The organism is Octadecabacter dasysiphoniae (assembly GCF_021532615.1).
In the GTDB taxonomy this organism is placed as follows: Bacteria; Pseudomonadota; Alphaproteobacteria; order Rhodobacterales; family Rhodobacteraceae; genus Octadecabacter; species Octadecabacter dasysiphoniae.
The window spans coordinates 165,244-188,661 of the sequence record NZ_JAKGAQ010000002.1 but is presented as its reverse complement, the minus strand read 5'-3'; the positions used below and the strand labels follow the sequence as shown (position 1 = coordinate 188,661).

The following is a 23,418-nucleotide window of genomic DNA, read 5'->3' as shown; positions in this document are numbered from 1 at the left end:
GGCGCGATCACAAGATGCTGATGGAGGTGGCCAAGCCATCCAAGGTTGCGACCCCGTCCAGCACGATCATGCTGCCGTCGCCGAAGTTGAACGTGACGCCGTTGTCTGTTTGCGCGGCAAACGTATCAACGACGTCCTGCCCGTTGAGCGCGGAGCCGACCAATTCGGCGTCCAGAATCATGGAATCCCGCAGCATGTTGTAGTCTGTGATGTGATCGCTGCCGTGATCGGCATTGAAGATGAATGTGTCGCGGTCGCCGCCCCCGCTGAGGGTGTCATCGCCGGACCCGCCTTCGATCGTGTCCAGACCGGCGCCGCCGAGGATTGAATCGTTGCCTGCGCCGCCGAAAATGATGTCGTCGTCTTCACCACCGCGGATCGCGTCGGCGCCATCATCGCCGTAGATAATATCGTCATCATCGCCACCGCGTAGGTCATCATCGCCCGCGCCACCCCACATTTGATCACGCCGGACGCCGCCGCTCAGGAAATCATCACCGGCGTCGCCGAACATCAAATCGTGGCCGTCGCCGCCGTACAGGACATCAGCATCATTGCCGCCGTACATCAGATCATTGTTGGATTGGCCGCGTAGCAGATCGACCCCGTCGCCGCCATAAATCATGTCATTGCCCGCTTCGCCCTGAAGCCTGTCGTCGCCCGTGCCGCCCCAAATCTGGTCGCGGCCCGTGCCGCCCCAGACACGATCATCGCCCGCGCCGGCGACAATGATGTCACTGCCGGAGCCCGATCGCACGGCGTCATCCCCGTCAAAACTGCGAATTTCGGTGGCGCCAGACTCGACCGTTATGCGGTCCAGGTCGTTCGTGCCGTCGATGATCGGGTGCGATGTGTCGGGCGCCAGATCGCCGAGGGTTACGGTGCTGTCATCAAACTGGAAGAATTCGACATCGCTGATCACGTCCAAGCCGATGGACGATTGCAGGGTGACGCTGGTTTCGGACCAATCGAGGATGAACATCCGGCCGACGTTCAGGGAGGCCACGTAAGTGTCGGTGCCGGTGCCGCCGATCACCACATCATTGTCAGCGCCCGCGTTCAGAATGTCGTCGCCGGCACCGCCATCGATGGTGTCATGGCCCGCACCGGCCAGAACATCGTCGTTGCCGCCGTTGCCTGTGATGCTGTCCGCGCCGGTGCCGCCCTTGATCGTGTCGCCGCCCGCGCCGCCTATGATCACGTCGTCCCCTTCGCGCCCGACGAGCGTTACGCCCGCGTCGCCGCCCACCAAGGTGTCATCGCCGGACGTGCCGTAGATCGACAAAGGGGGCGGGGCGAGGCTGTCGAAGGTATGGGTGGTGTCGCCGATGATGAACGCTTCGACGTCTTGGAAGGTGTCGATGCCGTCTGCGGTTTGCAGGGTTACGGTTTCTGCGGTGCTGTCGTAACCCAAGACGCTGAAATCCGCCGTGCCGTCCAGTATCGCGCGATCAAACCCCGCGCCGCCATTGATCGTGTCGTTCCCTGCGCCGCCTGTTAATGTGTCGTTGCCCGCGTCACCGATTAAGATGTCGGCCCCGTCGCCGCCAAAAATCGCGTCGAAATTTTCGCCCCCATCGAGCGTATCATCGCCCGCGCCGCCATAGATTTCGTCTGAGCCTGCTTCGCCGTAAATCATATCGGCTGCCCAGTTTCCCATCAGCATGTCGTCGCCCGTATCGCCCATGATGGTGTCGTTCGGGATTGTTGGCAGGCGCATGACGTCAACGTCTATGGTCGCGCGCACGTCGTCGATAGAAAGCGGCGCGTTCGCGACACCTGTGACGGTCAGGGTTTCGTCGCGGTGGGTGATGGTGACGCCGTTCCAGATCGTCTGGAACGTCAAATCGTCCGCGCTGTACAGGAACGACCAATCGGACAGGTTCAATCTGTCTTCGTCGGGGTTGAAATTTCGCACTTTGTGGTCGGCGGTGCCGACTTCGGAAATCACCATGATGTCGTGCCCGCCGCCGCCGTCCAAAGTGGCGGCTTGGCTGCTTGTCATCAAAATATCGTCGTCGTTGGTGCCGCTGAGAACCCCACCCGTTCCGATCGTCCAATCGCCGATATCGCTGAGGTCGATGGACATGCTGGAAAAGCCCGCGTCGGTTTGCGTGACTGCGAAAATCGTGGCTTCGGTGCCCTCAATCACGATGTCGAGGGCGTTGACGCCCGACAGTGCGAGGGTCGCCGTGTCTTCGAAGGACGCAAGGTGGACCAAGCGCCCGTTGGGCATCAATGCCATGATCGTCAGGCCATCATCGCCGCCGCCCGACACGACCAATGCGCCGTCTCCCAAAGGCGCGACGGCGACGTCCTGGATTGCGCCAAAGCGGGTGTTGAGGGTGTCCATCGCGTGATCTGTCGGGATCAGGCTGCCATCGGTGCCAATGCTGAACACGCTGAGTGCGCCGGATGATCCGCCAGCGGATGCGACGATTGCATATCCCTGACCGCCGATCTGAACGGTCGTGATGGCGGTCGGTGCCATGATGCCGATCCCGCTGTCGCTGCCGAAACTGGAGATGGCTGTGGTGGTCGTCGCGGTCGTGTCATAGCTGGAAATGCCGTATTCGCTGTCGCTGCCGACCAACAGGACGTTCCCGAAAGATGCCATGGCGGTGATCGCGGTGGCGTGGGTGGTGTTCGTGTCGGTGATGGTGTCTTGCAGTGACAGGGCTGTCCCACTGTCTTTGGTGAAAAGCGAGAACCCTGATCCGGCGGCATCGGCAAGCGCGATCAATCCGTTGTCGAGCTGAACGCCGCTGGTCCAGTCTTCGGCCTGAACCGCCGCCGCGCTGAGCGGGGTTGTGCCGCCATTGCCGTTCGCGTCGCCAAACAGCACACCGCCGGCGTTCATCCCCGTGAGCAAAACACCCTGATCCAGCGCCACGATGGACGGCCCCACAGCGCTGGCAAATTCGGTATCGCCCCCGCGCATCGTTGAAAAATCGGGTGCAGAGGTGTCGGACATATCCCATGCAAAAAGGCCGCCCGACCCTTGGGACACGCCCACAAGGATCAGATCGCCGTCCGTGTCCGTGATCAGGGACACATCGGTGATGCCGAAATCATAGGCGTCGTCGCCCACGATAAATTGTCCGTTGAACTGAAGTTCCACCACGCCCCGCCTTTCCCACTTCGCGCGCTAAAGATGTCGCTGGCGTGGGGCATTGGCGTGTCTGGAATCGGGGTCAAAGCGTGGCATGACTGTCGAATTTATCGACAAATCAGTGCTAAGTTTCGGTGTTATCCGTTTAGGTCGAGGTGGGCGGTGATGGCATCCTCCAACACGTCGAAATAGTGGGCCTTGCCGTTGTGAAGCACGAGGCCGCTGTCGCAAAATTCGCGGATTGTGCGTGTCTGGTGGCTGACCATGATCGCGCTTGCGTGTTTGATGCGTTCCATAAACACCGCGCGGCTTTTGCGGTTGAAACGTGCGTCGCCGACGGACGTTGTTTCGTCAATCAGGTAGGTGTCAAATTGGATGCCCATAGACAGGCCAAACGCAAGGCGCGCGCGCATGCCGGATGAATAGGTTTTCACAGGGTTGAGGAAATGGGCCCCGAGTTCGGAAAAACCATACACAAAATCAATGAGTTCGTCCGTGTCCACACCATACACCCGCGCGACAAAACGTGTGTTTTGTTCGCCTGACATCTGGGGGTGAAACGAATTGCCCAGCCCGACGGGCCACGAAATTGTGCCGTCGCTGTGCAGTTCACCCGTATCGGGCGGCACCAAGCCCGAGATCATCTGGAGCAGCGTCGATTTCCCCGCCCCGTTTGCGCCCAAAAGCGCGATGGACCGCCCCGTTGGCAAAGTGATGGTTAAATCATCGATCACCCGGTGGGGCGCACCGCGCGACCAGTAGGTTTTAGACAGGTTTTGCAGGTGGATCATGTCACCACGGCCTAGCGATTGTCGCGCACGGAATAGTAAATCAGCACACCGATGGTCCACGTCAGAAGGGTGAATAGCGCGATCAAAGCCAACAACATCATCCTGTCGGGATAGGACGCCGATTGCGGCAATGTGGGCGTGATATAGGCGGCGAGGTATCTGCTTTGGCGGGCTGCATCCGCGCGCGCGGCCTCCATTGAGCTGAGGGCGACGCGAAAAGACTGTTCTGCGATTTCGCGGCGCACGATCAGTTCTTCGTATTGGGCCAGAAGGGTCGGGTAATCTTCGCCGGTTTCGCTGTCTTGGCCGCGCGCCACGTTTGCGCGTTCTTGGGTCAGGCGGGTGCGGATCACGTCGATGCGGCCTTGGGCCTGAACAATGCGCGGATCCCGTTCGCCGGTGGATTGGGACAGCAAATCATAGTCCACCAGCGCCTCTGCCAGTTGTTGTTGCAATGTGTTCACGATGCCCAAACGCCCTGCCAGATCTGTCGCGGGATCAACGATTTGTGTGCGGGTGCGAAATGCGACCAGCGCGCCGCGCGCCTCGCTCAGCAGTGTTTGCGCATTGGTGAGGTCTTCTTGTGCGTAGCGCATCGTGTCCTGGCGCGATTGTGCGTTTAGATCGTTGATCAATGCTTGGCTGTTGGACAGCACGGCATGGGCGATATTTTGTGCGATTTCAGGCGTATAGGCGAGGGTCTGGAGCTCAATCAATCCAGAGTTTTCATCATATGAAATCTTGAGGATTCGCGGCCAATAGTCGACCATGTCTTCAAGCGTTGCATCTGGTGCCAATGCGAAAATCGGGTCCGTTGCGTGAAATTGTCCGTAATGGCCCCGCAGATCAAATTGCGCATCTATGGCTTCGACCAATTGCTGGCTGTGCAGGTATTCGTACAAAATATCAGCGTCCATTGATCCGCCCGCCCCACCGAGCGCTGAAAATGCGTCCGTGAGGGGGCTGGCCAATGACGGTGCCTGTTCCTGTTGCACGGTGAAGCCGACGGTGGAGGCATAGCGATCTTCGGCGCGGTCCCAGATGTACCAGCCCGCGATCAGGAGCGGGATGCAGACGTGACATACCAGGCTAAAGATCATGCCCCAGTGTCTGCGGCGCAATCGGGCCGGGCTGGCCATGGGGGGCACTTCGATGATGCGTGCGGCGGGTTTGATTTTCTTTTGCTTTGGTGCGCCGGTTTGGGCTGATTTGGGTTTGGGCTGCGCCTGCTTTTGAGGTTTTTGTTTCGCGTGGCGGGCCTTTTTGCGCGCTTCGCGTTCTTGCGCGCTGAGGTTGCCGCGCGGCTTTTTTGGCGCAGGCGGGCCTTGGGTGGTGTGAACGATCACGGGTTTGGGGTGCGGGGTGTTCACAGCGGCGGCGCCTCAGGGTTTTTCGGGTCTGTTCACGATCTGATAATCTAAAAGGCTTAACAAATTTACACAGCCGTCAGAGGAGGCTTTGTCGTGAGTAAGACCGTTGGCGTGGCCGGGCGTCGGCCCCCGAAACCACAGGCCGCACGCCCGCGCCATGGCCGCACGATTGTTGCGTTGATGTTGCGTGAAATGGGGTCGCGGTACGGGCGCACGCCGGGTGGATACCTGTGGGCTGTTCTGGAACCTTTGGGCATGATTGTCATGCTTGCCATCGGGTTCGGGTTGCTGCTGCGGAACCCGCCGCTGGGCGGCAGTTTCATCATGTTTTATGCGACGGGCCATCTGGTTTACACGTTGTTTTTGCGTACAAATACCTGTGTCATGAACGCCTTGACGTATTCGCGCAACTTGTTGGCCTATCCAGCTGTGACGTGGATTGATGCGGTGTTGGCGCGGTTTATCCTGAATGTCCTCACGGACCTTTTGGTTGCCGCTGTTTTGTTGTTCGCAATTATGCAGCTTGTCGATCATCGATCTTCCCTCGCCTTTGGCGAGATTCTGGCCGCGTTCGGGTTGGCAGCACTTTTGGGGGCCGGGGCGGGGTTGATGAATTGTATCTTGATGGGGTTTTTTCCGGTCTGGAAAAACGTCTGGTCGATCGTGACGCGCCCGTTGTTTTTGGCGTCCGGTGTGATCTGGATTTACGAAGAATTGCCAAGTCTGGCCCAAGATGTGCTGTGGTGGAATCCGTTGGTGCATATCACGGGCCTCGCACGGGACGGGTTTTATGGCACCTATGCGCCCCAACATATTTCGTTCAATTTGATGATCATCCCCGGTTTGATCATGACAGCCTTGGGGCTGTTGTTGTTGCGCCGATATCACCTGTGGGTCATCAACGCCCGCTGATCAGGGTTTCGACGTCTGCGCGGGTCATTGTTTTGCGCCCCCTTAGACCGTCGCGAACGGCGCGGCGCAGCAGGCGCAGGTAGGTCGTTTTATCGCCCCCGTACCGATCGGCGCGCCAATGCCATGCGGCGATGCGCGTGAATAGCAGAGGCCAGACCAGGAACCGGCCCGCAGCAGCGCGGGAGACGAACACCTGGTTTCGGTGATAGAAATACGCCTTCCATAGCGGGGTGATTGCGGCGCCGGCCATAACGGTTTCGCAATCATGTTCAAACACGAGGGCGGGATCGTAATTTAGCGTCAGGCCCGCGCGGGTCAGTGCCAATGTGTATAGGACGTCGTCGCCATAAATAAACAGGCCCGGGTCTGGATAGCCGATGCGGTCGATGGCGGCGCGTGACAAAAACAGCCCGACGAAAGATGCGCCATCGACGGTTTGCGCGCGCTGCACCGTGTCATCAATGTGGAACCCGTCGCGCCCATTGAACAGCGCGCTGGCAAGGGCGGACCATGATTTGAACGGGTTAAACCATGGTCGGTTCATATCGCACAGGCGGCCATCTGGATGGATGACTTTTGCGGCCCATGCGCCAGCGTGACCGCGATTTTGAGACACGAAGGCGGTGAAGGTTTCAGCGATCGGGCGTGCATCGTCGTCCATCAAGACGACCCAATCAGGATCAAAGGTTTGTCTGGCCAAGGCCATCGCGCGCGCGAATCCGGCAGCCCCGCCGACGTTGTGTGATGAGGTTTCAACGCTCAGCCGTGGATCATTTTGGGATTCGAGCCAGTCTTTGGTGCCATCATCAGACCCGTTGTTGAAGACCATGATACCGCCCAGTGCATCGCCCTGATCCAGCAGTCGGGCCAGCGTGATTTTCAGCTGTTCGAGTCTGTTGAATGTGACGACCACCGCAACGAGGCGCGGGGCAGGGGGTTGGGTTGGTCGTGGCATCACCGCAGCACGGATCGGCGGGACGCATGGGGGCGATCCAAGATTTTGAGGAAGGTTTGCAACAGGATGATCATGTCAAACCAGACGGACGCATGGCGCGCATAGATCAGATCGAGGCGGGCTTTGCGTGGAATGCAGCGGGTGACGTAGATGTTTTCTGTTTCTTGTGGCGTCCTTGCGGATGCAATCAGCTGTTCTTCGCGGCGGTGAAAATGAAGCGTCGCGAGGCCGGTTATTCCGGGGCGGCATCGCAGGATGCGGCGGTGCAGATCGGGGAATTGTTCTGTGTATTGGCGCAGGGGCGGGCGGGGCCCAACGAGGCCCATGTCGCCGAGCAGCACATTGAGCAGCTGTGGTATTTCATCCAGTCGGGTCCGGCGCAAAAACCGCCCGAGTGCTGTGATGCGCCCTGTCTTGTCACCGCCGGAAACGCCGCTGTTGGATTCGCCGACCTTTGGTTCACGCATGGTTCTGAATTTGAAAAGGGCGAACGGCTGGCTTTGCGTTTTCATTCGTTCGGACACGTAGAAGACCGGGCGTCCGTCAATCAAAAGAATGGCGGCCGCGAGGATCGCCATCACAGGGGCGAGCGTGATCAATAGGGAGAGCGACACGATGATGTCGAAGGATCGTTTCATTGCAGGGCCAGTTCACGGCGCAGGTCTGTGACCTGGCTGGCAAAGGCAACGGCGGGGGCGGCGTATCGTGTGCTGGGGTTCAGGGTTTCCAAGGCGTTCGTGTTCAGAACGACCTTGGGGATTGTGTGTGCGGGCGCGCGCCGTTTTGCCCAGATCAATGCCGAGTTGAGTTTGCTTTTGTAAGCGCGGGCCAGTTCGCCAAGCGTGACCGGCTGCGGGTGTGCGATGTTGAGGACGTTCGTGCGGCGACGCGGCGGCGCGTTCATCACAACGCTAAGCGTTTGGGCAAGATCGCGCGGGCCGATGTAGGAGCGCACGGGCGTTGTATCGTCTTCTAGCAGGTCGAGCGCCAAGGACCCTTTTTCAGCCAAGGACAGCAGCGTGTCTGCGCCCGCCACGTTGCCTATGCGTAAAATGCTGATCTGCGGGCCCGCGCCTTCTTGGGTTTGGGCGATTTGTTCCATCAAGACCTTGGATCGGCCATAGTGGCTGAGCGGGTGCAAGGATGCCGTTTCGGGGGTGTCGACGCGATCAGGTTGGGTGCCGTAGACTGCGGCGGACGACACCAGCGCCAGATGTGGCACGCAATGGCGTTTCGCGAGGGTCAGCAGATGTGCGGGGATATCGACGTTTGCCGCATTGAATGCAGCGGTGTCGGGTGCGGTGGTCCGCCCGATCAGATTGAGGATCGCGCGCGGGCGGTGGTGTTCAAGGTAGTGGGCCAATGCGGCGTCCGTGGGCGTGCCATCCCAGATCAGATTTGCCCATGGGGCGGGCCGGCGGGATTGAAAATGCCAATGGCCGTCCTGAACGGGCCGCAAAAGCTGCATCATTCGGCCCAAACGACCTGAGCCGCCCAAAACCAGCACTGGGCGCTGGTCCATCAAGGGCGTGCGCCCCATTGTGCCCGGCGATTGGCGGCGAGTGCCCGCGGTACAGGCACAAAAGCAGTTTTGGTCGTCAGGTTCATTTTGGTCATAGGTCCACCCAGCGGTCTTACAATTCGTCGACATCAATGAAGCCGGGCGATCTATTTTGATCACCCGCCAATATCGAATAGGCGCGAAAGGTTGCTAAAGTGTTGTTATCGAAACGACGCCTGCCGTTAGCCGTGCGTGGCTTGAATGAAATAGACCTCACCGTTGGGCAGACAGCGCGCGGCGGTCAGCCGACCTGAATGATACGCACCCGTGTCGACCGAAATGCGGGAATTCTTTTGTTCAGGCGGTTCGATGACGGTGTGACCGTGAGCGACCCAAATACCATCCGTTCGCGGGACGTTCAGAAAGGTGCTGCTGCCCCACAGCAGGGCGCGGTTGCCCTGTTCGGACATCGCCACTGCGGGATCGGCGGCGGCGTGAACGACCCAGAGGTTCCCGCTTGACCAGTGTTTGGGAAGCGATCTGACCCAATCTTCCAGCCCCGTTGGCAAAGCGGCGCGAAACCGATCACGCACCGCGATCAATTCATCCGGTTTCATCAATTCGTTCGCGCCGCGCACGCCAAAACTTGCCAAAGTTTGCAGGCCGCCGTGATGCAGCCAGCGCGCGCCTTTTTCTGATGGGTCGTCAAGGAATTCCAGCATCATCACTTCATGGTTGCCCAAAAGACACGTGATGCGATCCGGGTTGGCGGTTTGTTGCGCCATTAACCATCGTAAGACGTCGGCGGATTTTTCGCCGCGATCGACATAATCGCCGACCGTAATGATGTGGTCGCCGGGGTCGATTTTATCGAAAAGCCGCACCATGAGATCGTGGCAACCGTGGATGTCGCCGACGATGCTGACGGGCACGAGAGGGGCACAAGTGACTGAAGTGTCAGGGTTACTTGTTCGCGCTATGCGTGTGCCGAAAAGCCGTTTTAAGACATTCAAAGGGGTGTTTCCTACGTCTGGGGGCATGGATTTCATATGCCTATTTCATGCCCGGTATACTGTATGTTGTGCCGTTCATATCCAAACGCGCGACCGTTTGCATCCACCAAGACGCGGGGGGTGCTGACGTAAGGGTAAGTTGCGTTAACCATATCCGAGCGTTTAATTCCTTGATCAAAGAGGCTTTGGCGCTTTCCAAGCCAATGTCGTTTTGATAGTTCGGATTCGATGTTAATGGAGATTTTGTCGTGCGGCTAAGTGCTATTTTGCTTGCTCTCTCGTTGTCCGCTTGTACGCAGCTCTATGTGCCTGCCGAGATTCGTTCGGATGAAAATGGCCCTGCCGTTAATGTAGTCACGATGTCGACGTCGTCATTGAACACCGCAAACAGCGCCACGAGCTACACGCCCCGGCAGCTTCCTGCTGCTTTTGGTGCAACGGCGGGTGTTGGCGCGGGATTGCGCGGGCTGGGAACGCTTCCGGATAATCCCGTACAGCCGGAATTGCGCCCCACGTCCCTGACATTGCGTCCGCCCCCAGCTGTTGATCGCGGGCCTTATGTTGTCGGTATTGGTGATGTTCTGGTTCTGGCGACGCCTGCCGGTGGCGGGTCTGTTGAAGAGCTGACCGGACTTTTGGCCGCGCAGAACCGTCGCCAAGGGTACACTGTGCAAGATGATGGCGCGATCACGATCCCTGATGTTGGCCGCGTGCAGGTTGGTGGCAAAACCCTGAGCGAGGCGGAAGATTCAATTTTTGATCGCCTGATCGAAAGCCAGATTGACCCGTCTTTCAGCGTGGAGATCGCCGAATTTAATTCCCAGCGTGTATCCATCGGGGGGGCGGTGCGCACGCCGTCTGTTATCCCCGTGCGCCTTGGCCCGTTGTACCTGAATGAGGCTTTGACAGCCGCAGGCGGTATTGATGAACTGGACCCAGAATTTGCGTCTATCCGGATTTATCGCGACGGGTCGATCTATCAGATCCCGCTTGCCGACTTTAACCGCGATGGCGATCTTCAGCGGCTTGAGCTTGTCAGTGGGGACAGTGTTTTTGTCGATACGGAATTCCGGATCGATCGTGCACAGGCCTATTTTGAGCAGCAGATCCGCGTGCTTGAGCTGCGCCGCAGTGAACGTACAGTCGCGCTGAGCGAGCTTGAGCTGGAAATCGAGATCCGGCGCGCCCAATTGGAAGAAGAACGCCGTAATTTCCAATCCCGCCTTGAGATTGGGGCCGTGGATCGTGATTACGTTTACCTGACAGGTGAAGTGAACCAGCCGACACGTTATGCGATGCCGTTCGAGCGCCAATCGACGCTTGCGGATGCTTTGTTTGAGGCGGGCGGTATCGCCGCGCAGACAGGCAACCCGAGCCAGATTTACGTTTTGCGGGCCGGACGGTCGACGGAGGCCGTGACCGCGTGGCATCTGGATGGGTCGAACGTTGTTAATATGGTCCTCGCGACACGGTTCGAGTTGCGGCCCAATGATGTCGTGTTTGTAGCCGAACAGCCGGTCACACGATGGAACCGTTTGGTTCAGCAGCTGGTTCCGTCTTTGATCATCTCTGGTGTGAATGCTGCAGCGAACTAGTCTGATATTTAGTAATATGATTTTTGGAGCCATGGTCTTTGATGGATAACCGTGACGATGACATAGATGCCGTTCAGCTGTTCAGAACGGTTTGGCGGGGCAAGTGGCTTATCGGGTTTGTTGCGCTGGTTTTTGGTGTGCTCGGCTTCTTGTATGCGACAAATGTTGCAAAGCCGGTGTATCGATCAACGGCAACGGTCGCGATTGAGAGCACGCCGACCCAGGTTACTGATCTGGATGCTGTCGTTGGTGGCCTGTCCGCTGAACAACCATCGCTGAATACGCAAATCCATTTGATCCGGTCACGGCAGTTGTTGCGCCGTTTGGTGCTGGATCAGGATTTGACCAATGATCCTGAATTCAACCCACTTTTGGCTGAACCCAATCCTTATTCGCTGGGTGGGCTGCGCGATGCTATTTTGGGGCCGCAAGCGCCGCAGGAGTATACCGAAGATGAATTGATCCGCATTGCCGTCGACCGGCTGCGCGACCGATTGTCTGTTAGCAACCCAACGCAGAGTTTTGTGTTCCAGATCGGGGTGTCTGCCGGGACGGCTGAAAAGGCCACGAATTTGGCAAATGCCTTGGCCACGACCTATATCAACGACCAGTTGTTGTTCAAAGAAGCGCAGTCAGACACGGCGATCAGTTTTCTTGACCAGCGCACGCTTGAGCTTCAGATCGAGCTGAACGAAGCGGAACTGGAAGTCAAAGATTTCGCCGCAAGCATTGAGCTGATCAGCCCGGAAACGTTGGCGGCGAAGAACCGTCAGGTGAAAGAATTGCGGGAACGTCTTTTGACGTTGGATGCTTTGGTGGCGACGCAACAGAACGTATCAGAGGCCTATCAGAATTTTGATGCCACCACGGCGGCCCTGTCGGACGTTGAGGCGTTGGACAACGCGACGCTGACACAGTTGTTCGCGACGATTGACGAAGGCCAGACCGAGCAGGACCGGTTCTAATCCGTGTTTGAGCGCGAAGCCGGACGCATCCGGACATCCCTTGCGCAGGTGCAGGTGCAACGACAATCACTGGCCACCGCTGTTCTGGGCCTAGAGCAAGAAGTTGAAAACGAATCCCGTGATCTGTTGATTTTGCAGCAGCTTCAGCGCGAAGCGGATGCGATCGGTGAGATTTACGGCTATTTCCTTGCGCGCCTGAAAGAGGCGGAAGTGCAGCAAGGGACGCAACAACCTGATGCGCGCCTGCTGTCGGCAGCCGTTTTGCCGCGCCACGCATCAAGCCCGCGTGTTCCGTTGATCATTTTGATGGGGCTGATGTTTGGTGCCATGTTGGGAACAGGCACAGTGTTGCTGCGCGAGTTGAACAAAGGCGGTATCCGGTCTGCGACTGAGCTGCAAAGACGCAGTGGGTTGCCTGTTCTTGGCCAAATTCCGATGGCCCCCATTCGGCGTCGCAACAAGCTTTTGCCGTATCTGGAAGGCAAGAATAACACCGCGTTTTCGGAAGCGATCCGTAACCTCAGAACGTCTGTTTTGCTGTCTGATCCTGATAAGGAACCGAATGTTATCCTGCTGACGTCCTCTGTCCCTGCTGAGGGTAAAACCACGACGTCGATTGCCATGGCACACAGCCTTGTCGGGATGGGACGGTCTGTTCTGTTGGTCGAAGGTGATGTGCGCAAGAATACGCTGGGCCTGTATTTTGAGGGCAAAGCCGGAAAGATTGCAGACGAGTTTCCATCAACCGAGCAAGAGGTGGCGGACAACAAAGTCACCATCGAGGAACTTGGCATTGATGTTTTGTTCGGTGCGCGTGACAAATTGAACGCCGCGGATTTCTTTTCGTCGGCGAAGTTCAAACAGTTCGTCGCCGTGGCGCGTGCAAAGTATGACCATGTGATCATCGACGCGCCGCCGATCCTGCCTGTCACGGATGCACGGATCATCGGGCAGCAGGTTGATGCGATTCTGTATGCTGTCGCTTGGGACGAAACACGTGGCGAAGTTCTGGATGCCGGAATGTCCGAGTTTTCGAACGCGGGCCTTAAGGTGACAGGCCTGATTTTGACCAAGATTGATGGCAAGAAAGCCAGAAGTTATGGCGGATCAACACGTTATGGCAGCTATTACGGCGAATATTCCGCTGGATACTACTCCTGATTGCGCACGCGCGGGTCTGTAGGCCTCTGCGCGGGCGTCCCTTATAGGGACGTTAACGAATTGCGAAGGGTCGGTTTATGTTGAACACCAAATTTGCGGCGTGGCCGTCATTCACGGATGAGGAAGCGGATGCGGTTGCACAGGTCGTGCGATCAAACCGCGTGAATTACTGGACAGGTCAGGAAGGCCGCGAGTTTGAAAAAGAGTTCGCGCAGTTTGCGGGCAGTGCCTATGCGATTGCGTTGTCCAACGGGACGCTCGCGCTTGATCTGGCGTTGAAGGGTTTGGGCATTGGTGCTGGCGACGAAGTTATTGTGACGCCGCGCACGTTCATCGCGTCGGCGTCTTGTGTTGTGACGGCCGGTGCGACGCCGGTGTTTGCGGATGTGGATGCGCAAAGCGGCAATCTGTCGGCTGAAACAATCGCGCCGATGATCACAGACAGAACGCGCGCGATTATTGTGGTTCACCTTGCGGGCTGGCCTGCGGATATGGACCCGATCATGGACCTGGCTGCGCGCCATGACATCAAAGTCATTGAGGACTGCGCCCAAGCACATGGCGCGCTGTACAAAGGCCGCCCCGTTGGGGGCATCGGCCATGTTGGTGCGTGGTCGTTTTGTCAGGACAAGATCATGACGACGGGCGGCGAAGGCGGCATGGTGACGGTCAACGATCCTGATCTTTGGGCTGATATGTGGGCCTATAAGGATCACGGGAAATCCTATGACGCTGTGTACAATCGCGACCACGCGCCGGGGTTTCGCTGGCTGCATGAAAGCATCGGCACCAACTGGCGGATGATGGAAATTCAGGCGGTGATCGGGCGTATCCAGCTTAAGCGGATGGCCGAGTGGACCAAGGCGCGCACCGACAACGCCAGCCGGATCGAGGCCGCGTTGGCCAAAGCGGGCGGGGCGGCGGTGCGTTTGCCGCAGCTGCGCTGTCAGGGCTGCACGGGCTGTGATGCCACGACTGGCTGCACCCATGCCAATTACAAATACTATGCCTACGTTGAACCGGATGCCTTGGCGCCGGGTTGGACGCGCGATCGTATTGTTGCACAAATTAATGCCCTTGGTGTGCCGTGTTTTCAGGGCACCTGTTCCGAGGTCTATCTGGAAAAAGCATTCGACGGGATGGATGTGCGCCCGACGACGCCATTGCGCACGACGCAGCGGTTGGGCGAAACCAGCATTATGTTTCTGGTTCACCCGACCCTTACGGATGATGAAATCAGCCAGACCGAAGCGGCCATTGCAGAGGTATTCGAGCAAGCAAAAGCCTAATTTCAGGCGCAGAACGCAACTGTGCCGCGGCCTATTACGGCCCGGCTGTCGGCAAAAAAAGTGCAGGTTGGCCAAGCCCGCGCCTGACGACTTTAGTCTTAAATTTATTGGTGCTAGAGGGACCGAAAGCCGCAGCCCATTGGAGTATTTACATTGAAAAATGTTATTGTATTTGGATCCGGGCAGACCGGAAACATGGCCGCATCGATCCTGAGCGAGCAAGGCTACGAGGTGTTGGGTTTTGTCGATGACGCCCCGGACGCGCCTGCATCTTCTTATGGGCGTGCGATCCTTGGGACGCGCGACATTTTGCTGGATCGCAGCAGCTACGATGCCGTCTGCGTCGGGGTTGGCACGATCAAATCCCGCAGGGCGATTGTCGGCTGGCTGAAGGAAAACGACATCAAGACGGTCAGCGCGATCCACAGTTCTGCCGTGATCGATGCTGATGCGCAGCTTGGTGATAACCTGATCATCGGGGCGGGCAGCGTTTTTTACGTTAATCCCGTGATCGGCGAGGGCTGCTTTGTCGGGCCAAGCGTCACGGTGTCCCATGACACAGTCGTTGGCCCATTTTGCCTTTTGTCGGTCGGATCGGTGATCGGGGCGCGGTGTGATCTGGCCACAGGTGTCCTGATCGGGAGCGGCGCAACATTGATGCCGCCCGGATTTCGCGTTGATGCGCGGTTGAACATCGGCCAAGGCGCCATCGTCGGGGTCGGATCCACCGTTATTCGCGACGTCGATGATAATACAACAGTTGTCGGTACGCCGGCCAAACCAATTCCAGCGAGATAGATTATGTTCGATATTGATGAAAAAGACGCAGCCATTGTTGATGGGATCGTTGCGGCGGCCCGTTCGGCCATGACCGAAATTTCCCATTATTCGCAAGAAGATGCTGACCGGATGGTCAAGGCCGTTGCATGGGCAATTTACCGCGATGATCGCGCGCTGGAATTGGCTGAAATGGCTGTGGAAGACACGGGCCTTGGGAACGTGCCGGACAAGATCACCAAGAACAAGCGCAAGACGCTGGGTGCGTTGAACGATCTGATGAAAGAAATCACCGTGGGACAGCAATCCCATGAGCCAGAGCTGGGCCTGACGACATATGCCAAGCCGGTTGGTGTTGTCGGGACAATGACGCCGTCCACGAATCCGGCGGCCACCCCCGTCAATCAGGCGATGATGGCGTTGAAGTGCAAGAATGCGATCATCATCAGCCCGTCGCCCGCCGGTGCGCGCACGGCCTACCGCGTCCGTGATTTCATCCATGCGGAACTTGACCGGATTGGCGCGCCGCGCGATCTGTTTCAGGTCATCCCGCAGCCGATCAATAAGAAGAAAGCGCAGTATCTGGCGCAGGTTGTCGATCTTATCATCGTGACGGGGGATCAGACCAACGTGCGCGACGGGTATCGCAGCGGCACGCCGTGTATCGGTGTCGGTAAGGGCAATGTGCCTGTGATCATCGACAAATCTGCGGACCTGAAAGACGCGGCGCAGAAAATCCTGTTGTCCAAGTGTTTTGACAACGCGACATCGTGCAGTTCCGAAAACGCGGCGATTGCCCATTCGGATATTTATGACGGCTTTGTTGATGCGTTGCGCGGTGTCGGGGGGTACGTTTGTTCGCCCGAACAAGTCGCCGAAGTTGAGGCTGGCCTGTTTCAAGGCGGCAACATCAACCGCCACTTTGTAGGCCAAAGCATCGATAAACTGTTCGCCCTTTTGGGCTGGCCCGCACCATCCGAGGACGTGCGGTTTTTGATTGTGCCACAAGACAGCGTTGGCGCGGATTCCCCGCTGTCGGGCGAAAAGCTGAGCCTGATTCTGTCGCTTTATAAAGCTGACGATTTTGAAGCCGCCAAGGCCAAAGCGTTCGAGATTTTGGACTATGAGGGCATCGGTCATTCGGTTGGTATTCACACGACGGATCCGTCCCAGCCCGAAGACTTGGCGGCAAGCGCATCTGTTGCGCGTGTGCTGGTGAACCAGGCCCACACCTTTGGTAATGGCGGCGGGTTCAACAACAGCCTGCCGTTCACGCTGTCGATGGGATGCGGAACTTGGGCTGGAAATTCGATTTCTGAAAACCTGTCCGTCAAGAATTTTTACAACGTCACCAAACTGGTCCGAACCATAGACAAGCCGGAGCCCGATCCCGAGCAGCTGTTTTCGGGTTTTGAATAAGGACTAAGACTGTGCGCCTATATTTCCGCCTTCGCTATATCCTCGACACGCTGTGCGCTGCACTGGCGCTGATCGCTTTGTCGCCCGTGCTGCTGATTGTGGCTGTCTTTATCAAAACGGACGGTGGCCCTGTGTTCTTTCGCCAAGCCCGATTGGGGCTGGGCGGTGCGGAATTTTCAGTGTTCAAATTCCGGTCCATGATCGTGGATGCGGACAAGTATCTGAACGAAAAAGGCGAAGCATCCCGCCCGCGGATCACCCGTGTCGGCCAGTTTATCCGCAAGACCAGCATCGATGAGCTGCCGCAGTTTATCAACGTGGTGCTGGGGGATATGGCGCTGATCGGCCCACGGCCCATCCTGCCACGCATGTTGCCGTTTATGACGCGGCAGGAAAAGGAACGGTTCCAAGTGCGCCCGGGATTGTCGGGCTTTGCGCAGGTCAGCGGCCGCAATTCCGTGAAGTGGAGCAAGCGGTTCGAATATGATGTCACATACGTTAAGACAGCGGGCATCCGGTTGGATGCGTGGATTGTGTATAAGACGCTGATGACAGTAATTTTGCGCAAAGACATCGCGGATGATCGCAACGCAAGCCAAGTGGACGATGTGACCAACCGACCGCTTCAGGACTCCCAATAGTTATTTTCAGTCTCGGGGACGGGACACCTTTGATTTCGGATGAAGACCAATATGGCACGTAACCTTCTTTATATTCACCAGTATTTTAACACCCTCGAAATGAGCGGCGGCACGCGATCTTATGAAATGGCGCGCCGTTTGGTTGATGATGGCTATAGCGTCACGATGCTGACGGCGGACCGCACCAAAGGGTTCGGCATGCCCAAGCGTGAAACCATCGAAGGGTTCGATGTGATCTGGGTGCCCGGCGCCTATCACAATTCCTATGGGCCGTTCCGTAAGGCCATGGCGTTTTTGCTGTTTTCGCTGGTGACGTGTTTTTACGTGCTGTGGCTGAAGTTCGATGTGATTTTCGCAACGTCCACCCCGCTGACGACAGGTATTCCCGCGTTGGTGGCCAAGAAAATCCGCAGCAAACCATATGTGTTCGAGGTGCGTGATCTGTGGCCGGAAATGCCGATTGCCCTTGGGACGATCCGCAATCCACGGCTGATCCGCGTGCTGAAATGGCTTGAGGCGAAAATCTATGTGAATGCCCATGCGCTGGTCGGTCTGTCGCCCGGCATGTCGGAGGGCATCGCGGATGTGCTGGCCGAAAAGGGCGTGACCCGCCCGATTTATACGGCCCCCAATGCCTGTGATTTCGACAATCTGTGTTCCCCGCTGAACGAAGATTATGCAGCGCGCCGTGCTGATATGCGCGCCAAGCTGAACCTGACGAACGGTCAAACGATGCTGCTTTATGCGGGTACGTTTGGTTTGTTGAATGACGTTGAATATCTTTTGACGCTGGCAAAGCGCACCAAAGACAACGCCGATCTGTTCTATGTGATTGTGGGCGGTGGCATCAACGATCAGAAAATTCGTGACTTTGTAGCGGCCGAGAAATTGCAAAACGTCAAAATCCAGGGGCGCGTGCCGAAACGCGAAATTGTTGATTATTTTGCCGCCTGTGATGCGGGCCTGTCGCTGTTTATCGACCTGCCTGAAATGGAAAAGAATTCGGCCAACAAGTTTTTTGATACGCTCGCCGCAGGTAAGCCTGTGTTGATAAACTATGGCGGTTGGCAGGCTGATTTTGTGAATGCCAAAGGCGTGGGGCAACAGTTGTCGCGCGATATCGAAGAGGCCGCAGGTCAGATGGATGTGATGGGCACGACGTTGGCGGGAATTACCGCGCAGATGGTTCTTGATGCGGCGCAGGATTTTTCACGTCAGAGCGTCTATGAAAAGGTCCGTGATGCGATCCAGTCGATGGACGAGAAACGCTAAGCGATGGAACGCAAAAGCACCTATGGCGCGACAGGGATCACGCTGATCCTGAGGGTCTTTCGCACGCTGGTGTCGCGGACGATTTCTGCTTTCGGGTCTTTGCTGCTGACGTACGTTATTTCTGCGTCCCTTGGTCTTAGCGCGCTTGGTGTGTTTTCGAGTGCGGCGGCGGTGATGCTGGGTGTTGTGATTTTGTCCAACTTTGGCAGCTCCACCCTGATTATCAAGACGGCGGGTATCAACCTGAGTCAGGGTGATTTCGGCGCGGCGCGGGCGACCTATTTGAATGCAGCAAAGCTGAGCCTGCTTGGCACTTTGGCGGCCGCGATCCTTGGCGTTTTGTATGTGGCTTATTTTGATGGCCCGATCATTGTGATGTGGCTTCTTATTTGCGCGCCGGGCGTTGCGCTGCTGCTTTTGAATGCTGCGATGTTTCGGGCAAATCTGGATGCCAGCATTGCGCCGTTTTGTGAATTTGGATTCCTGAGCCTTGCCGCCAGTGCGGTTCTGCTTGGGGCGCAATACCTTGGCACGGACGTCACGTTGACGCGCCTTGGCCTGATTTTGTTTGTGATTACCTATGTTGTGCTTGGCGTTAGTTTTGTCGTCCTGGCGCGCCGGATTTCGGGGTTTTGGTCACAGCCGATATCTGTTGCGCAAGCGGTTCTGGATCACCCGCGCAAGACCAAGAATTTCTTTGTCATGGAGTTCGCGCAGTATTTTTCCCAGTGGGGGCTGATCCTTGTGATCGGGCTGTTTGTCAGTTCGCAAGAGGTGGGGACGTTTTCGGCGATCCTGAAGCTCGCGTTTTTGGTGAACTTTATTCTTGGCGTCATGAGCAACACAGTCTCGGCGCAGATTTCGAGCCTTTATGCAGACAACAACTTTGAACGTGTCGCCAAGGTGCGCGGGCAGGCGCGGTTGATCATGCTGGGCATCGCGCTGCCTGTTGCGCTGATCTTGTTTGTGTTCAATCAACCGATCTTGGCGCAATTTCAAATCACTGCCGCGAACGCCAGCCTGATTTTGACGGGCCTTTTGGTGGTGCAGGTTTTGAACGTCGCAACGGGAATATCGCCCGTTGTTCTTAAGATGGTCGGACATGAACGGTATCTGCGTAACGTTGTGATGTTCACCTTTGCGCTGCAACTGGGCCTTGCGCTTTTGCTGACCCCGATGTTGGGGATTGCGGGGGCTGCGATTGCGTTTGCGGCGGGGCTACTTACGAAAAATGCGATGGCGATCCAGTTTGAGATGCGCCACCTTTCCACTACGAAACGGAGCAATACGGATGTCTAAAGAGACAAATATCATGCAACGGGTTCTGTCGGACATTCACGCCGAGGACATTTTGTATTGTGTCTGGAAGGGCCGCGTCAAACTGGATGAGGTGTTTGCGGGCACCGAAGACCTTGATGTTCTGGTCAATCCGGCGGACGTGACGGCCTTTGTGCAAACCCTTGCGGCACACCAGTTTTTCGAAGTGAGAAAGATGGCCGCGAAGTCCGATATTGGCGCGCGTGATTTCTTTCATATGGATGCGTCTGGCCGGGTGTTCCATATCCATATCCACACGCAGATCATTTTCGGGAATGCGTTGATCCGTGATTATCATGTGCCGATTGAACACGACCTGCTGCGCGCGCGCATCTGGGACGATGATCACGAGATCTGGTGTGCCACGCCCGAACACGACCAGTTCCTGTTTCTGTGCCGCCATTCAGCGCGCAAGAAGAACGGGTTTTATGTGTCGTTCAAATCTGAGTACGCGTCCCTGCGGGCGTTTTACGACGGGGTGGATTTGGACCCTGAACTGATCCCGACGATTGTGCCTGCCGCCCGCGCGGCGTTGATCAATGACACAGCGGCGCAATCGGGTGCGGGACGACGCGGTATCTGCCAGGATTTGAAACCGTTTCGCCTAAAGGGGCGGGCGCTCAGCAAAATGGCAGCCTTTGTGGCGCTGGCATGGGTCGCCCTTCTTAAGCGGCTTGGCTTTGCCCAAGCAGGCGTGAGCGTCATGCAGGGCGGCGGCATGATGGTGGCCTTTGTCGGGATTGACGGGTCTGGCAAGTCCTCTGCGCTTGAACGCTACAAGGACCGCTTTTCAAAGCGTGTCGGCATTGAAACCATTTCGATGGGAAGCGGTCAGAGCGGCGCGAGTTTTGTGCGCCGTATCATGTTTTCTGTCTTTGGGACCAAGGCAAAGCTCAAGGGGCACACAGCGGCCAGAGAATCCGGGGATCGTGCGGGTAAACCCAAGAAGTTCCCGTGGTATTATCAGCTGTGGCTGATCATCTGCCTTTGGGAAAAACGCAGCCAGCTTCGCCGTGGATTGAACGCCCAGCGGCTTGGTAAGATTGTTCTGGTGGATCGCTGGTTGCAAACTCAGCTGCTGATCGCGATCGATGCGCCACGGACCACCAATCTGGCGACCACTGGCCGGTTGAGCGATTATCTCGCCGCGCTGGAGGCGGATATTTTTCGGTTGTCTGACAGCCTCAGCCCCGATTTGATGTTCGTCATGGATGTGTCGCCCGAAAATTCGGTGAAGCGAAAGCCCGAAGACCTGACGCTTGAGCGCGCGAAGGTGGTGCGTGAAAATCTGTTGTCTATCGTGTGGCCCGCCAAACGGGTGGTTATCATTGATGCCAACGACGATATCCCGACGGTTGATGCCAATATCGTCGCGGAAATTAACAAAGACATCAGTGGATTAGACCTTCGGGATGAATAAGATCCTCCTTCAGTGTGGTTTTCTGATGCTGTTTGCCCCGGTGCTGACGGGGTCGATTTTTTTCGAAAGCCGTTTGGCGATTTTGCCGAGCGCCTACATCAGCGTGAACACTGTCGCGTTTCTTGTGGCATTGGCCTGTGCGGCGGTTGAACTGCCCCGATATCCCAAAAAGTTCTTGTTTTTGTTGGCGCTGATGACTGTTTTGATCAGCCACGCCGTGTTGGCGGCGGTGGTTTTGGGCGTCGATATCATGGGCATCATCAAGTTCATGAATTTCGCGTTGATCGGGTTCACCTTGGCGTTTCTGATGCATGCGCTGGATCGGCGGGGCTGTCTTGACTGGGCTGTCAAAGTGTTCGTCGCGGTGTTGTTTGTGCTGTTTATCGGTGCGGTGTTCGTAAAGCTCCAGACGGGGTTTTGGTTTCGCCAGAACCCGTATTTCATGCACGGATCAATTGTATTCGGCCGCCTGATGGCGATGGGGCTGTTGCTGAACCTGTTCATCCCCATTGTCCCCGGGAAACTTTCTTGGGCGTTGAACGCCTGTTTCGCATTCGGCATCGTGTGGAGCCTGTCAAAAGGGCCGATTGTTGCGATCACGGCCTGCGGTTTATTGTACCTGCTGTTGAACCGATCAGAGCTGTTCAAGCTGCGCAATCTGGTCCTGTTTGCGATGCTTTTGGCGGCGGTCAGTTATTATGTGTCGACCTACGGACTGCCCGCGCAGTTTGCGCGCGTCACGGTGTTGTTCGACATCTTGATGGGCAGCGAAGTGACGGTGAACACGTCCGGTTCTATTGGTATTCGTGGCAACATGTACGGGGCCACGCAGGGCATGATCCTGGAATCGCCTTTTCTAGGCGTTGGAATGGGGAACTGGGGCGCGAATTTTTATGACGGCATTACCCCGTTCACCTACCCGCATAACCTGTTTCTGGAACTTTTGTCCGAGATGGGCCTGATTGCGGGCGGGTTCTTTGCTGTTCTGCTTCTTTTGCCGCTGCGGTATCATAAAGACCCGTTCTTTTATTTGTTCCTGTTCTTGTTCCTCGCCCAGCAATCCAGCGGCGACGTCGCAGACGGGCGCTTTTTGTTTTTCGCGACCTGCCTGATCCTGTTTCGAAATCTGATACTGGATCGCATAGACCTAAGAGCGAGGGCCAGCACATGAGGGTTGAATTGATCGGGCTGCCAGGTGTTGGGAAGTCGTACTATTTAAATGAACATCTGGCCCCGTCCCATCCTGATCCGCGCCCTGTGACAGTTGGCGGGTCAACGGCCACGAAGGTTCGCAATATTGCGCGCGGGGCGTTCGGGTTTCCGCGTTTGGCGGCCCTTTTTGTGACGCACAGCTTTTCCGGCAAAACCCGGTTGGGCGCAAAGCGGTTCTTGGTCTTGCTTGAACGTGTGGGGCGTTTGTCGTGTCAGGCGTCATCAGCCGTGGACGAAGGGCCGTTGCAGGCTGTCTGGGCGTTGTTTTACCAGCGCGACCTGACGGATGAAAACAAACGGGCCTGTGCGCGGCTGATACGGGAAATCAACGTCGCGGAACGTGTGATTTACGTCTACGCGTCGGGTGCTTTGCATGCGGCCTTTGTGGCGAAGCGGCAGCGAAAACATGGATTGGCCTCGGCAGATGTAGAAGCCCAGCGTCGGGCGCGCCGTTGGATGCGTTTCGTTTTGTGCGAAGTGCGCAGATCAACGCCGCGCTCACTGGAAGGTCACCGCGTTCAAATGGCGTCTTAGGGCGCATTACAGATCAGCACTGTCTGGATCGTGCGCCACCTTTTTGCGGCGCGGGCTGATGAGGCTTATTTCATTTCGAAAGACGTTCAGGATTTGGGCAAGCTCGTCCAGTTGGGATCAGTGGTCACGTACTTGTCGTCTGATCATTATATGGACCAAAGG

Annotated in this window: 20 protein-coding genes; 13 read left to right on the top strand and 7 right to left on the bottom strand. The window is 57.0% G+C overall.

All coding sequences use genetic code 11. From position 1 onward, the window contains the following. Positions 1-7: 7 nt before the first annotated feature. From L0664_RS18630 to L0664_RS07765, 3 genes are all read right to left on the bottom strand, one after another. The gene (locus L0664_RS18630; RefSeq protein WP_235225086.1) at positions 8-3,121 is read right to left on the bottom strand and encodes a calcium-binding protein; all 3,114 of its coding nucleotides are present in this window, start codon (positions 3,119-3,121) and stop codon (positions 8-10) included. Positions 3,122-3,249: 128 nt separating this feature from the next. Continuing rightward, positions 3,250-3,903: an ABC transporter ATP-binding protein gene (locus L0664_RS07770; protein WP_235225085.1), complete on the bottom strand. Its 654-nt coding sequence runs from the start codon at positions 3,901-3,903 to the stop codon at positions 3,250-3,252. 11 nt (positions 3,904-3,914) lie between these two features. After that, the gene (locus tag L0664_RS07765) at positions 3,915-5,273 is read right to left on the bottom strand and encodes a KpsE/RkpR family capsule polysaccharide export protein (protein ID WP_235225084.1); all 1,359 of its coding nucleotides are present in this window, start codon (positions 5,271-5,273) and stop codon (positions 3,915-3,917) included. Positions 5,274-5,366: 93 nt separating this feature from the next. Here L0664_RS07765 and L0664_RS07760 point away from each other — a divergent pair, with 93 nt between their 5' ends. Further along, entirely contained in the window at positions 5,367-6,185 is an 819-nt protein-coding gene (locus L0664_RS07760) for an ABC transporter permease (RefSeq protein WP_235225083.1), read from the top strand. Here L0664_RS07760 and L0664_RS07755 read toward each other — a convergent pair. The 4 genes from L0664_RS07755 to L0664_RS07740 form a co-directional block, all read right to left on the bottom strand. Beyond that, positions 6,172-7,140: a glycosyltransferase gene (locus L0664_RS07755; protein WP_235225082.1), complete on the bottom strand. Its 969-nt coding sequence runs from the start codon at positions 7,138-7,140 to the stop codon at positions 6,172-6,174. The two genes, L0664_RS07760 and L0664_RS07755, sit on opposite strands and share 14 nt — an antisense overlap. Then, positions 7,140-7,778 carry a sugar transferase gene (locus L0664_RS07750; protein WP_235225081.1) on the bottom strand — a complete coding sequence of 213 codons (639 nt, stop codon included), beginning with the start codon at positions 7,776-7,778 and terminating at the stop codon, positions 7,140-7,142. The genes L0664_RS07755 and L0664_RS07750 overlap by 1 nt, the downstream gene beginning before the upstream one ends. Then, positions 7,775-8,662, bottom strand: a complete 888-nt coding sequence (locus L0664_RS07745) for an NAD-dependent epimerase/dehydratase family protein (RefSeq protein WP_235225080.1) — start codon at positions 8,660-8,662, stop codon at positions 7,775-7,777. The genes L0664_RS07750 and L0664_RS07745 overlap by 4 nt, the downstream gene beginning before the upstream one ends. 221 nt (positions 8,663-8,883) lie before the next feature. Next, positions 8,884-9,573 (bottom strand): serine/threonine protein phosphatase, encoded by a 690-nt coding sequence (locus L0664_RS07740; RefSeq protein WP_336247101.1) that lies wholly within the window; start codon positions 9,571-9,573, stop codon positions 8,884-8,886. Positions 9,574-10,013: 440 nt separating this feature from the next. Here L0664_RS07740 and L0664_RS07735 point away from each other — a divergent pair, with 440 nt between their 5' ends. From L0664_RS07735 to L0664_RS07680, 12 genes are all read left to right on the top strand, one after another. Next, a complete protein-coding gene (locus tag L0664_RS07735; RefSeq protein ID WP_235225078.1) occupies positions 10,014-11,249 on the top strand; it encodes a polysaccharide biosynthesis/export family protein in 1,236 nt (411 codons plus the stop codon). A 41-nt stretch (positions 11,250-11,290) separates the two neighbouring features. Next, positions 11,291-12,214, top strand: a complete 924-nt coding sequence (locus L0664_RS07730; RefSeq protein ID WP_235225077.1) for a GumC family protein — start codon at positions 11,291-11,293, stop codon at positions 12,212-12,214. A 3-nt stretch (positions 12,215-12,217) separates the two neighbouring features. Continuing rightward, positions 12,218-13,375 carry a tyrosine-protein kinase domain-containing protein gene (locus L0664_RS07725; RefSeq protein ID WP_235225076.1) on the top strand — a complete coding sequence of 386 codons (1,158 nt, stop codon included), beginning with the start codon at positions 12,218-12,220 and terminating at the stop codon, positions 13,373-13,375. A 77-nt stretch (positions 13,376-13,452) separates the two neighbouring features. After that, complete coding sequence (locus tag L0664_RS07720; RefSeq protein ID WP_235225075.1) at positions 13,453-14,664, top strand: DegT/DnrJ/EryC1/StrS family aminotransferase; 1,212 nt, start codon at positions 13,453-13,455, stop codon at positions 14,662-14,664. A 153-nt stretch (positions 14,665-14,817) separates the two neighbouring features. Then, positions 14,818-15,462, top strand: coding sequence for an acetyltransferase (locus L0664_RS07715; protein ID WP_235225074.1), 645 nt, complete (start codon positions 14,818-14,820; stop codon positions 15,460-15,462). Positions 15,463-15,465: 3 nt separating this feature from the next. After that, positions 15,466-16,860 carry an acylating sulfoacetaldehyde dehydrogenase gene (gene sauS, locus L0664_RS07710; protein WP_235225073.1) on the top strand — a complete coding sequence of 465 codons (1,395 nt, stop codon included), beginning with the start codon at positions 15,466-15,468 and terminating at the stop codon, positions 16,858-16,860. Positions 16,861-16,871: 11 nt separating this feature from the next. Next, on the top strand, positions 16,872-17,501 hold the full coding sequence (locus L0664_RS07705; protein ID WP_235225072.1) for a sugar transferase: 630 nt from the start codon (positions 16,872-16,874) through the stop codon (positions 17,499-17,501). A gap of 51 nt (positions 17,502-17,552) precedes the next feature. Further along, entirely contained in the window at positions 17,553-18,773 is a 1,221-nt protein-coding gene (locus L0664_RS07700; protein ID WP_235225071.1) for a glycosyltransferase family 4 protein, read from the top strand. Positions 18,774-18,776: 3 nt separating this feature from the next. Further along, positions 18,777-20,072: a lipopolysaccharide biosynthesis protein gene (locus tag L0664_RS07695; protein ID WP_235225070.1), complete on the top strand. Its 1,296-nt coding sequence runs from the start codon at positions 18,777-18,779 to the stop codon at positions 20,070-20,072. Beyond that, positions 20,065-21,510 carry a dTMP kinase gene (locus L0664_RS07690; protein ID WP_235225069.1) on the top strand — a complete coding sequence of 482 codons (1,446 nt, stop codon included), beginning with the start codon at positions 20,065-20,067 and terminating at the stop codon, positions 21,508-21,510. The genes L0664_RS07695 and L0664_RS07690 overlap by 8 nt, the downstream gene beginning before the upstream one ends. Beyond that, positions 21,503-22,681 carry an O-antigen ligase family protein gene (locus tag L0664_RS07685; RefSeq protein WP_235225068.1) on the top strand — a complete coding sequence of 393 codons (1,179 nt, stop codon included), beginning with the start codon at positions 21,503-21,505 and terminating at the stop codon, positions 22,679-22,681. Before L0664_RS07690 ends, L0664_RS07685 begins: the two co-directional genes overlap by 8 nt. After that, positions 22,678-23,256 (top strand): hypothetical protein, encoded by a 579-nt coding sequence (locus L0664_RS07680; protein WP_235225067.1) that lies wholly within the window; start codon positions 22,678-22,680, stop codon positions 23,254-23,256. Before L0664_RS07685 ends, L0664_RS07680 begins: the two co-directional genes overlap by 4 nt. Positions 23,257-23,418: the final 162 nt, after the last annotated feature.